Here is an 11,410-nt window from a genome sequence, read left to right as displayed (position 1 = left end):
CGAACTTATCAAACCGCGATCGCCGAACTAATTGGTCTTGATGTGCGCAGCGCGACATACTCGGTACCTCGGATCATTACTCAAGGACCGTTATGAAAAACATGTCGTTTTCCAGGAAGCTCTGGATACCTTCGATACTCGCGCTGCTGTGCATGGCCAGCCTGTCGGCGTACGGGGTTTGGCAGCAACGCGAGTTGCGTGTTGCCGAGCGCCGCGCCGACCTGACCAATATCGTCGACGCCGCAGTGAGCATCGTCAAAGATTACGACGGCATGGCCGCCAAGGGGCAAATGCCTGCCGAACAGGCCAAGGCCCAAGCCTTGCAACGACTTGAAAACTTCAGGTACGGCGAGGAAGGTTATCTCACCGTCACCGACTCGCACGCGGTGGTGGTCATGCATCCGTTCCTGCAGGAGATGACGGGCAAAAACCTCGCCGATTTCAAGGATGGTCATGGCGTCCACGTGTTCCAGGAGGTGGCCGATATCGGCCGTGGCGGCGGCGCCGGGTTCGTGCGGTATTCGTACCCGCGTCCCGGCCACACAGTGGAGGAGCCCAAGCTGATGCGCGTGGTGCACTTTGCGCCCTGGGACTGGAACATCAGTTCCGGCGTCTATGTCGACGACATCGAAAAGGAATTCGAGCAGTCGCTGCTGCGAGGCGTGGGTTTGCTCGGAGCGTTGAGCATCGCCCTGTTCGCGCTGGTGGCCTTCATCAACCGCAACCTGCTGCGGGAACTCGGTGGTGAACCGGCATACGCCGCAATGATCGCCAACCGGATTGCCGCCGGCGACCTGTCGGTCACCGTGGTCACCAGGCCGCAGGACCGCTCCAGCATGCTGTATGCGATGCACCGCATGCAGACCATGCTGGCCACGACCGTCAATGCGATCCGCACCGGCTCCGACACCATCGCCAGCGCCACCGATGAAATTGCCAGCGGCAACCTGGACTTGTCGGCACGGACCGAGGAGCAAGCCAGCTCGCTCGAACAGACTGCGGCGTCGATGGAACAGCTGACCGTGGCCGTGCGCCAGAACAGCGACAATGCCACCGAGGCCAACCAGTATGCCGCGGTGGCGGCCGACGTGGCTTGCAAGGGCGGCGACGTGGTCGCCCGCGTGGTCGATACGATGACGGCCATCGATGCCTGCGCCACCAAGATCGCCGATATCATCAGTGTCATCGACGGCATCGCGTTCCAGACCAATATCCTGGCGCTCAACGCAGCGGTGGAAGCGGCGCGCGCCGGCGAGAACGGCAAGGGCTTCGCGGTGGTGGCAACCGAGGTGCGTAACCTGGCGCATCGCTCCGCCGCTGCGGCAAAAGAGGTCAAGCACCTGATCGGCAATTCCAGCATCCAGGTGGCCGCAGGTTCCACGCTGGTGCGCGAAGCGGGCAGCACGATGGGCGACATCGTGGCCAGCATTGCCAGCGTGCGCCTCAAGATGCAGGAAATCGCCGCAGCCAGTGCCGAACAGAGCATCGGCATCGAACAGGTGAATATGGCGGTCAGCCAGATGGACCAGGTCACGCAGCAAAACGCGGCGCTGGTGGAAGAGGCGGCAGCGGCAGCGGCGTCATTGCAGGAACAGGCCGCGCAGCTCACGGCAGCGGTGGCGGTCTTCAAGCTCGATGCCGTGGTGACGCCACCGGCACGCCCCCTGCCCCGCGACGCTGGCGCCACGCGCACACGGTCTGCCTTAAGTATGAGCCTGGCTTCTGCATATTGATTTCGTATGGCAATTGTGCAACCATCGTCGCCGTTGACCGCCGCTGGGGCGGTCATTGCGGACGAGGATGTGATGCGAGGTATCGAGCTGCGGCAATTGCGCTATTTTTCCATTTTGGCGCAGGAACTGCATTTTCGCAAAGCCGCCGACCTCGCTTTTATCACCCAGCCGGCGCTCAGCCAGCAAATCAGCAAGCTTGAAGACACGGTCGGCGTGACGCTATTCGCCCGCGATGGCCGCAAGGTCGTGTTGACACCAGCCGGCGTTACCCTGCACCGAGAGCTCGACAAGATGTTCGAGCAGTTGCAGGTCGCGCTGCGTCGCACCCGCGAAGCGGCCAGCGAGCGTGAGTTCCGGCTCTCGATCGGCATGGTGGAATACACCAACCTGCCGTTTATTCCTCCTGCACTGGTGCGCATGCAGGCCGGTTATCCCGGCCTCAAGGTGCAGCGCCACGAAATGCACGCCGGTTTGCAGTTCGAAGCCCTGCACAAGGACATCATCGACGTCGGCATCGGCGTGCCGGTGACCATGCCCGCTGCTGACAGCGGCATCAAGGCTTGGCCGATACTGTGCGGCGCCTGGGTGGCGGTGATGCGCGCCGATCACCGGCTGGCCAGCCAGCCCGGTTTGACGGTTGCCGATCTTGCCGCCGAGCGCCTGATCTTCTTCGAGCGGCCAGTCGTGCCGCACTTGCATGACCTGCTGGTGGCTGCCTGCAAGCGTGCCGGCTTTTGCCCGAACTTCGTGTACGAGACGCAGCAGTCGCAGATGGGGGTGTCAATGGCAGGTGAAGGGGCGGGATTGATGCTGGGCGCCGCATACATCTTTACCGCGCTGCCTGCCGGCGTGACGATGCGGCCGATTACCGATCTGGCGCCGCTGGCGGTACACCTGTTTACCCGCGCGGCCGAGCAAGATGCGCTGATCACCGAATTTACCGAGATCGCCGCGGAGGAAGCGCGCCGCATCCAGCTGTTCCTCGACGCGAACTGCTAGATCCCGCTACTGCGGGACGATATCGAGCACCGGCGCCGGCCGCCCGAACAAAAAGCCCTGAAAAATCCGGCAACCATTGGCGACCAGGAAATCACGTTGCGCAGCCGTTTCCACCCCCTCGGCCACCACCTCGAGGCCAAGGCTCGCGGCCAGCCCAATAATGGCGCGGGCGATCGCCGCGTCGTTGGGATTGCACCAGGCATCCTTGACAAAGGCACGGTCAATTTTCAGTTGGCACAACGGCAGGCGCTTGAGGTAACTGAGCGACGAGTAGCCGGTGCCAAAGTCGTCGAGCGAGAAGCGCACGCCCAGCGCCCGCAGTTGCGCCATTTTCGCCGCCACGTCGTCCACGTCATCGAGCAGCATGCTCTCCGTGAGCTCGAGCCGCAACCGGTCGGGCCGGGCGCCGCTGCCAGCGACGATTCCGATGGTCTGGCGGACAAAGTCGGGCTGGCGAAACTCCCTGGCGCTGACGTTGACGGCCAGCGTCCAGTGCGCGGTCTCCGGCTGCGCCGCCCAGTGCACCAGCTGGATGCAGGCTTGCTCGAGCGCCCAGCGGCCCAGCGACAGGATCAGGTCGGTGCGTTCGGCGATCGGAATGAACACGTCGGGGCGTACCATGCCGCGTTCTGGATGATGCCAGCGCAGCAGCGCTTCGGCGCCGCGTATGCGCAGTTCGGCATCGACGATGGGCTGGTAGTGCAGCAGGAACTCGCCGTTGTCCAGTGCCGTCCGCAAATCCTCCTGCAGGAGCGCGGTTTCGGCTACCCGCTGCTGCAATGCCGGATCACAAAAGCGAAATGCATGTCGTCCCGCTGCTTTGGCCTCGTACATCGCCAGGTCGGCCTGTTTCAGTATCTCGTCGATGGTTTTGGCATTGGCGCAGAAAAGCGTCGCGCCGATGCTGGCGGTGGCATATACCCTGTGGCCGTTGACACAATGCGGGCGGCCGAGCACGTGCAGGATCGCGTCACCGATTGCGCCGACCACCTGCCTGGCGCCCGCCGGATCGTGCCCCAGCCCTTCGATCACCATCATGAATTCGTCGCCACCGACGTAGCCCACGGTGTCGCCCGGCCGGGCGGCTTCGAGCAGCCTGGCTCCCACCGCGCGCAGCAACCGGTCGCCGCCGCAGTGTCCCAACGTGTCGTTCAGCGTCCTGAAATGATCGAGATCGAGAAACAATACCGCGCCGTAGTGCCCGTGCGCCGCCGCATTCGACAACGCCAGCTCCAGTCCTTGCATCAACAGGCGGCGATCGGGCAGTAAGGTCAGCCCATCATTGGATGCCACATGACGTACACCAGTTTTCATCGTTACTCCTTTTTCCCTCCTACAGTATTGAAAAAAAGGGCATCAGCAGGCCAATTGATTCGATGCCGCCCAGTTGATAAGAAAAACTAATTAACCAAAGGCAGACCCCGCACCACCGCTTCCGCAAGTGTCGCCGTAACGCCAGTTTGGCGATGATGGAGCCTTATCGTGCGGCAGAGCCTCCAGCAGGCTCGCCGCCCACACCACACCACACCACACGGCAACGCCGAGACCTCGGCCCGGGAGAGAGCACATGACAGGTTTTACGGCCCTGGAGCTGGCCCGCATACAGTTCGGGTTCACCATCTCCTTCCACATCATCTTTCCGGCGCTGTCGATCGGCCTGGCCAGTTACCTGACGGTGCTGGAACTGTGCTGGCTGCGCACGCAGCGCCAGTTGTATCGGGACCTGTACCACTTCTGGCTCAAGATTTTCGCGGTCAACTTCGGCATCGGCGTGGTGTCCGGCATCGTGCTCGCTTACCAGTTCGGCACCAACTGGAGCTTCTTCTCGCAGTATGCCGGCGGCATCACCGGGCCGCTGCTGACCTACGAAGTAATCACTGCGTTCTTCCTGGAGGCGGGTTTTCTCGGCGTGATGCTGTTCGGCTGGAACCGCGTGGGCCCCGGGCTGCACTGCTTTGCCAGCGCCATGGTCGCCATCGGCACGCTGATCTCCACCACCTGGATCCTGGCCTCGAACAGCTTCATGCAAACGCCGCAAGGCTACCGGGTGGAGAACGGCGTGCTGGTGCCCGACAGCTGGCTCGAGATCATTTTCAATCCGTCGTTCCCGTTTCGCCTGATGCACATGAGCGTGGCCGCCTTTCTCGCCACGGCGATGGTGGTGGCCGCGTGCGGCGCCTGGCACCTGCTGCGCAAGAACGATACGCCAGCCGTGCGCAAGATGTTTTCGATGGCGATGTGGATGCTCCTGGTGACCGCTCCGCTGCAGGCGTTCCTCGGCGACGCCCACGGCATCAACACCTTGAAGCACCAGCCGGCCAAGATCGCCGCCATCGAAGGTCACTGGGAAAACCACGGCGCCGATCCGCTGCCGCTGGTAGTGTTCGCGATTCCCGACATGGACGGCGAAACCAACCGCTACCAGGTCGCGATTCCCCGCATGGGCAGCTGGATCCTTACCCATACCTGGGGCGGACAGATTCGCGGCCTCAAAGACTTCCCGAAAGGGGACCGGCCCAACTCCACCATCATCTTCTTCACCTTCCGCGTGATGGTGGGGCTCGGTATGGCGATGATCGGCGTGGCGCTACTGGGCCTGTGGCTGCGCCGCCGCCACGCCATGTACAGCACGCGCTGGTTCCTGCGCCTGACCACCTCGATGGGACCGGCCGGCCTGGTCGCCATCCTGGCCGGCTGGTACACCACCGAAATCGGCCGCCAGCCGTGGATCGTCTATGGACTGCTGCGCACGAAGGATGCGGTGACGCCGCACGCGGTGGGCACCGTGGCGCTGTCGCTCGGCCTGTTCATTGTGGTGTACGCCTTCGTGTTCGGCGTGGCCATCACCTACGTCTTCCGCCTGATGCGCAACGGGCCGGCGCGCTTCCTGCCCGATGCCGCCACCGAGGGTGGCCCCGGCCAGGCGAACACACCGAGCCGGCCGCTGTCGGCGGCGCCCGACCACATCAATCCGCATGGGAGCACACTGTAATGGGCACCGACCTGACCAGTAACTTGAGTACCATTTGGGCAGTCATCATTTTCTTCGGCGTGTTCATGTACGTCGTCATGGATGGCTTCGACCTGGGCATCGGCATGCTGTTCCCGTTCGTGCCCGACCGCCACGAACGCGACGTCATGATGAACACCGTGGCGCCGGTCTGGGACGGCAACGAGACCTGGCTGGTGCTCGGCGGCGCCGCACTGTTTGCCGCCTTCCCGCGCGCCTACGCCATCATCCTCTCGGCGCTGTACCTGCCGTTGATATTCATGCTGCTGGGACTGATCTTCCGCGGCGTGGCGTTCGAGTTCCGCTTCAAGGCGCTCGACCATGAACGCCCCGTGTGGGACCTGGCCTTTATCGGCGGCTCGGTGACGGCAGCGTTCTTCCAGGGCGTGGCGCTCGGCACTTACGTGCATGGCATTGCGCTGGTGGCCACCGCCACCAGGCCGCAGTTCGCCGGCGGCGCCTTCGACTGGCTGGCGCCGTTCCCGCTCATGTGCGGCGTGGGCGTGATGGTGGCCTACACCCTGCTCGGCTGCACCTGGCTGATCTTCCGCACCGAGGGACCACTGCAACGGCGCATGCTCACCACCGCGCGGCCGCTGGCGCTGCTGCTGGTGGTAGCGATCGTCGCCGTCAGCATCTGGACCCCGCTGGCCGATGCCGACGTGGCGGCGCGCTGGTTCACCTGGCCCGGCATGCTGTGGTTTGCGCCGGTGCCGATCCTGGTGGTGGCGGGCGTGATACTGCTGCTGCGCTCCCTCGCCGGCGCGGCGCCGCACCACGGGCCGTTCATGGCGTCGCTGGGGCTGATCTTCCTCGGCTACACCGGTCTGGCGATCAGCATCTGGCCCAATATCGTGCCGCCCACGCTGTCGATCTGGGCTGCCGCGTCGCCGCCGGCCAGCCAGGGCTTCGCGCTGGTGGGCACGCTGTTCATCCTGCCGTTCGTGCTGGGCTACTCGTGCTTCTCGTATTACGTCTTCCGGGGCAAGGTCAAGCTCGGCGAGGGGTATCACTGATGCAGGCCCAACGCAAAATGTGGCTGGGCCGGGTGGGCTGGCTGGTGGTGATCTGGCTGCTCAGCGTGGGCGCGCTCGGCATCGTCGCCAGCCTGCTGCACCTGGCGATGCGTGCGGCCGGCATGCGCTAGCGGCCACTTGTGCGCAGGGTGCACAGCGGTTAGCCGGCCAGGGGCGATTATCAAACCGGTGGTTCGTGGTTAAGCTGGATCCACCTCTACTTTTTCAGGAACCCACCATGAAAGCCATCACCTTCGACAAATTCGGCGCCAGCGACGTACTCAAACTGGGCGACGCGCCCGAGCCGGTATTGCGCCCCGACGACCTGATCGTGCGCACCCACGCAGCAGGCGTCAACCGCGCCGACCTCACCCACCGCCGCGGCGGTTACGGCTGGCCCGACTTCGGCGACTCCACCATCATGGGCCTGGAGATCGCTGGCGAAGTGATCGCGGTCGGCGCCAATGTCACCGGCTTCAAGTTCGGCGACCGCGTGATGGGCATCGTCGGCGGCGGCGCGTACGCCGAAATCTCGCGCATCGATCACCGCATGGCGATGCCGATCCCCGCAGGCCTCGACTACGTCCAGGCGGCCGCCATTACCGAAGTTTTCGTCACCGCGCACGAAGCGCTGCTCCACCTGGGCAAACTGCAGGAAGGCGAAACGGTCCTGATCCACGCCGGCGCCGGCGGGGTGGGCGGCGCGGCGGTACAACTGGCGCGCGCGGCCGGCGCCACCGTGATCGCGACCGCGCAAGCGGGCGCCCACGACCTGGTGCGCCGCATGGGCGCCCACCATGCGATTGACTACGAAAACGAAGACTTTGCGCAGGTGGTGGCCATGCTGACCGGCGAACGCGGCGTGGACGTGATCCTCGACTTCATCGGCGCGCCCTACTTCGAGCGCAACGTCAATGCGCTCAACTTCGGCGGCCGCCTGGTACAGATCGGCATCATGGGCGGCATCGAGAACGCCAAGATTCCGCTCGACCGCCTGCTGTACCGCCACCTGCACATCATCGGCACGGTGATGAAGTCGCGCAGCCAGGAAGTCAAGCACGCCATGTCGCGCCGCTTCAAGGAGCGCTGGCTGTCGCAGTTCGGCAAGGATGGCCTGATGCCGGTGATCGACAGCGTATTTCCGCTGGCAGAAGCCGGCGCGGCGCAGCAGCGCATGGAAGATGGTTTGAATGTCGGCAAGATCGTGTTGACGATGTAGTGTCTACCGCCCTTCCCTGGCCTTCCTCACCCCCCGGTCACCGCCATCGCCTTTTGCCACGCCGGGCGCGCTTCGATGGCGGTGGTGAACGCCTTCAGGCGCGGCCAGCGGGTCGCTTCCGGCTGTTTGACGGCGATGCCGACCGGGAAGCTGAGCATGATGTCGGCGCCGGTCAGGTCGTCGCCGATGAAGTAGCCGGACGACTCGAGGATGCTTTCCAGGTAGTCGAAGTGGCTGGTCACTTCGCTGTCGATGCGGCCGTGCAGCGGCACGCCGCCGTCGCCGAGGCGCGTGACGTAAATGCGCAGCAGCAGCGGGATCATGGCCGAGCCCTCGGCAAAATGCATCAGCTGCAGGTGGCGCAGCGCCGCAGGAGTGCCGGCTGCCGGTTGCAGGGCGCCCTTGCCGTAGCGGTCCAGCAGGTACTGGACGATGGCGCCCGATTCCTCGATCAATACACCCTCGTCTTCGAGCAGCGGCGACTTGCCGAGCGGGTGGATGGCTTTCAGTTCCGGCGGGGCGAAATTGGTAACCGGGTCGCGCTGGTAGCGTACCAGTTCGTACGGCAGGCCCAGTTCCTCGAGCAGCCAGACGATGCGCTGCGAGCGGCTCTTGTTGAGATGGTGTACCCGAATAGCCATGTTGTGCCTTCCTGTCTGCGTAAGCGTTTAAACGTTCAAAACGTTGGAAAACGATTGTACAACAGGCGCTATTTTGGCTCAGGCCGCTATCAAATCGGGGCCGGACAGCATCAGGGCCAGCCGCTCCGGCGGCAGCGGACGGCTGATCAGGTAACCCTGCAATTCGTCGCAGCCGTTCTCGGACAGGAAGCTGCGCTGCTGCTCGGTCTCCACCCCTTCGGCGATCACGCGCAGCTTGAGCCGGTGCGCCAGGCCGATGATCGAGCTGGCAATGGCTTCGTCGCCGTCGCTGCGGCCCAGGTCGCGCACGAACGATTTGTCGATCTTGAGGGTGCTGATCGGGAACGACTTCAACGCCGACAAGCTGGAATAGCCGGTGCCGAAATCGTCGATCGACAGCGATACGCCCATCGTTCGCAACTGCCCCATCTTGTCCAACGCCTGCGCCAGGTCGCGCATGATCAGCCCCTCGGTCACTTCCAGCTCCAGCCAGCGCGGATCCATGCCGCTGTCGGCCAGTGCGCGCGCCACGCGGTCCACCAGGCCCTGCTCCTCGAACTGGCGCGGCGAGACGTTGACCGAGATGCACAGCGGCGCCAGACCCGCATCCTGCCACGCCCGGTTCTGGAAACAGGCGGTACGCAACACCCATTCGCCCAACGCCACGATCATCCCGCTTTCCTCGGCCAGTGGGATGAAGCGGTCCGGCCCGATCACGCCGCGCGCCGGGTCGTGCCAGCGGATCAGCGCCTCGCAGCCGAAGATGCGGCCCGTACGCATTTCCACCTTGGGCTGGTACACCAGGTGGAACTGCTGCCGCTCGAAAGCGATGCGCAGGCCTTCCATCAGGTGCAGCTTCTCCTCGATGTTCACGTTCATCTCGCGCGTGTAGAACTGGTAGTTGTTCTTGCCCAGCTCCTTGGCGCGGTACATGGCGGCGTCGGCGTGCATGAGCAGCGTTTCGGCATCGCTGCCGTCCTGCGGATAAACCGCCACGCCGATGCTGCAACTGACCTGCACCTTCTGCCCCGCCACGCACATCGATTGCAGCACCGCGTGGCGCACCCGCTCGATCACGGCGGTCGCCTGCGCTGGCGCCCCGTCGCCCACGGCGTCGAGCATCAGCACGAATTCGTCGCCACCGAAGCGGCCCACGGCGTCGCTGGCGCGCACGCAGCCGGCCATGCGCTCGGCGACGATCTTGAGCAGCTCGTCGCCAGCGTTGTGGCCCAGACCATCGTTGACCAGTTTGAAGCCATCGAGGTCGATAAAGGCGACCATCACGGCGCCGCCGTCGGCCACCATCTGGTTCAGGCGCTCGGTGATGCGGACGCGGTTGGGCAGGCCGGTCAGGTTGTCGTGGTGGGCCAGGTGCAGCATGCGTTCCTCGGCCAGCTTGCGCTCGGTGATGTCGCGAACGATGGCGACAATGCCGCCCTCCACCGACACCACCTGCTTCTGCATCCAGCGCGGATAGCGCGGCTGGGTGGTGTTCTCCCATTCGCGTTCGTGCACGCCGCCGTCTTCGCTGGCGCGAACCAGCAGCTGGAACATGCCGCCCTTGCGCGCTTCCGGGATCATCTCGAGCAGCGTCATGGAGCACAGATCGCCGTGCGACATGCCGGTCATGCGCTCGGCGCGGGCATTGACGTCGATGAAGCGGAAGTCGATGATGGCATTGCTCTGGTCGCGCACCTCGCGCAGTACGAAGAACGCATCGAGGCTGGCGGCGGAAGCGGCGGCAAAGGTTTCGCGCGCGCGGCGCACGCGGGCGCGGTTGCGCGCGCCCTGCCAGGCCCACATCCACAGCAGCGCGGTGCCTGCCACCAGCACCAGGCTGACCATCGCGAGCGCCCACAGCTTGTCGCGCGTCTGGCGTTCGAACCGCGCCATCTGCTCGTTCTCGTCCAGGCCCGCCAGCACGCGCAGCGGTACCTGGTGCAGCTCGCGCGCGGCGGCAAAACGCGTCACGCCGTCGTCCACATCGACGCCGCCGGCCGGCAGCTGCTGGCCGTAGGAGACCTGGTCGCCCACGCGCAGCGCACGCACTACACCGTCGGTACCCACCAGCGCCAGCATGCCACGCTCGCCGAGGCGGCTGCGCTCGTAACCGCTGGTGAAATAGGCAGGGTCGGTTTCCAGCATCACGATGCCGGCAAAATTGCCGTGGGCGTCGTCGAGCCGGCGCGTGAAGTGCAGGTGGGCGTCGGGCTTGACGGCATCGCGCTGGGCCTGACTGACAAAAATACCGCCGCTGTCGCGCTGCCGGTGATACAGGAAATAGGGCTGTTCCGCCACCGAGACCGGGCGCGACCTCGGGTTGCTGGCCACCACCATGCCGTCGCGATCGACCACGCTCACGGCAAACAGCATGGCCGGTGGCAGCAGGCCTTCGCCTGCCAGTTCGGCCAGTGCGTCCGGCGCGCCGCTGCGCTCGACCGCGTACTTGATCACGCGCAGGGTCTGGTCGATGCTGTCCACGCTGCGCTCCACCTGCGCCTCGTAGGTGCCCAGCACTTCGCCCACCGTGTTGGCGGCGGCGGCGCGGGCGCGCTCGCGGCCCTGCTCGATGTCGTGCAGCGACAGCAGCCACAGGCCGCCCAGCAGCGCCAGCGCAAACAGCGGCAGCGAAATATAGGTATCGAGCCCGCGGCGCAGCCAGCGCGCAAACAGTTGAACGATCATGTGGAACTCCTCGCCCATGCCACGGGCAGCCCGGCGCATGCGCGCGGGCGGACGTGGACAGACGTCTGCACTACGAAAAAATGGAGGGGGGAGCAGGCGCCATGTGG

Annotated in this window: 9 protein-coding genes; 6 read left to right on the top strand and 3 right to left on the bottom strand. The window is 64.9% G+C overall.

Translation table 11 applies throughout. The features are described from left to right. Nucleotides 1-92 precede the first annotated feature (92 nt). Nucleotides 93-1,733, top strand: a complete 1,641-nt coding sequence (locus J2X54_RS18790; RefSeq protein WP_310182588.1) for a methyl-accepting chemotaxis protein — start codon at nucleotides 93-95, stop codon at nucleotides 1,731-1,733. Nucleotides 1,734-1,739: 6 nt separating this feature from the next. Beyond that, nucleotides 1,740-2,732: a LysR family transcriptional regulator gene (locus tag J2X54_RS18785; protein ID WP_310182587.1), complete on the top strand. Its 993-nt coding sequence runs from the start codon at nucleotides 1,740-1,742 to the stop codon at nucleotides 2,730-2,732. A 6-nt stretch (nucleotides 2,733-2,738) separates the two neighbouring features. Here J2X54_RS18785 and J2X54_RS18780 read toward each other — a convergent pair whose 3' ends face one another. Further along, nucleotides 2,739-4,046, bottom strand: a complete 1,308-nt coding sequence (locus tag J2X54_RS18780; RefSeq protein WP_310182586.1) for a bifunctional diguanylate cyclase/phosphodiesterase — start codon at nucleotides 4,044-4,046, stop codon at nucleotides 2,739-2,741. A gap of 253 nt (nucleotides 4,047-4,299) precedes the next feature. On the opposite strand from J2X54_RS18780, the gene J2X54_RS18775 reads away from it, so the two are divergent. The 4 genes from J2X54_RS18775 (at nucleotide 4,300) to J2X54_RS18760 (ending at nucleotide 7,977) form a co-directional block, all read left to right on the top strand. Continuing rightward, nucleotides 4,300-5,724, top strand: coding sequence for a cytochrome ubiquinol oxidase subunit I (locus J2X54_RS18775; protein ID WP_310182585.1), 1,425 nt, complete (start codon nucleotides 4,300-4,302; stop codon nucleotides 5,722-5,724). Beyond that, nucleotides 5,724-6,758 carry a cytochrome d ubiquinol oxidase subunit II gene (gene cydB / locus J2X54_RS18770; protein WP_310182583.1) on the top strand — a complete coding sequence of 345 codons (1,035 nt, stop codon included), beginning with the start codon at nucleotides 5,724-5,726 and terminating at the stop codon, nucleotides 6,756-6,758. Before J2X54_RS18775 ends, cydB begins: the two co-directional genes overlap by 1 nt. Continuing rightward, nucleotides 6,758-6,889, top strand: coding sequence for a DUF2474 domain-containing protein (locus J2X54_RS18765; RefSeq protein WP_141749350.1), 132 nt, complete (start codon nucleotides 6,758-6,760; stop codon nucleotides 6,887-6,889). The genes cydB and J2X54_RS18765 overlap by 1 nt, the downstream gene beginning before the upstream one ends. 107 nt (nucleotides 6,890-6,996) lie before the next feature. Further along, nucleotides 6,997-7,977, top strand: coding sequence for an NAD(P)H-quinone oxidoreductase (locus J2X54_RS18760; RefSeq protein WP_310182580.1), 981 nt, complete (start codon nucleotides 6,997-6,999; stop codon nucleotides 7,975-7,977). A gap of 26 nt (nucleotides 7,978-8,003) precedes the next feature. Here J2X54_RS18760 and J2X54_RS18755 read toward each other — a convergent pair whose 3' ends face one another. Together J2X54_RS18755 and J2X54_RS18750 are read right to left on the bottom strand one after the other, a co-directional pair. Then, nucleotides 8,004-8,618, bottom strand: coding sequence for a glutathione S-transferase (locus tag J2X54_RS18755; protein ID WP_310182579.1), 615 nt, complete (start codon nucleotides 8,616-8,618; stop codon nucleotides 8,004-8,006). 78 nt (nucleotides 8,619-8,696) lie between these two features. After that, nucleotides 8,697-11,303 (bottom strand): EAL domain-containing protein, encoded by a 2,607-nt coding sequence (locus J2X54_RS18750; protein WP_310182577.1) that lies wholly within the window; start codon nucleotides 11,301-11,303, stop codon nucleotides 8,697-8,699. Nucleotides 11,304-11,410 lie beyond the last annotated feature (107 nt).

Source organism: Duganella sp. 3397, assembly GCF_031456625.1.
Taxonomy (GTDB): domain Bacteria; phylum Pseudomonadota; class Gammaproteobacteria; order Burkholderiales; family Burkholderiaceae_D; genus Rugamonas; species Rugamonas phyllosphaerae.
This window is presented reverse-complemented; position numbering and strand designations above follow the sequence as displayed.

Excerpts from the sequence above, each read along its gene's own strand:
- J2X54_RS18765 (WP_141749350.1), top strand. The coding sequence starts at position 6,758 with ATGCAGGCCCAACGCAAAATGTGGCTGGGCCGGGTGGGCTGGCTGGTG.
- cydB (WP_310182583.1), top strand. The coding sequence starts at position 5,724 with ATGGGCACCGACCTGACCAGTAACTTGAGTACCATTTGGGCAGTCATC.
- J2X54_RS18755 (WP_310182579.1), bottom strand. The coding sequence starts at position 8,618 with ATGGCTATTCGGGTACACCATCTCAACAAGAGCCGCTCGCAGCGCATC.
- J2X54_RS18780 (WP_310182586.1), bottom strand. The coding sequence starts at position 4,046 with ATGAAAACTGGTGTACGTCATGTGGCATCCAATGATGGGCTGACCTTA.
- J2X54_RS18790 (WP_310182588.1), top strand. The coding sequence starts at position 93 with ATGAAAAACATGTCGTTTTCCAGGAAGCTCTGGATACCTTCGATACTC.
- J2X54_RS18760 (WP_310182580.1), top strand. The coding sequence starts at position 6,997 with ATGAAAGCCATCACCTTCGACAAATTCGGCGCCAGCGACGTACTCAAA.
- J2X54_RS18775 (WP_310182585.1), top strand. The coding sequence starts at position 4,300 with ATGACAGGTTTTACGGCCCTGGAGCTGGCCCGCATACAGTTCGGGTTC.
- J2X54_RS18785 (WP_310182587.1), top strand. The coding sequence starts at position 1,740 with ATGGCAATTGTGCAACCATCGTCGCCGTTGACCGCCGCTGGGGCGGTC.
- J2X54_RS18750 (WP_310182577.1), bottom strand. The coding sequence starts at position 11,303 with ATGATCGTTCAACTGTTTGCGCGCTGGCTGCGCCGCGGGCTCGATACC.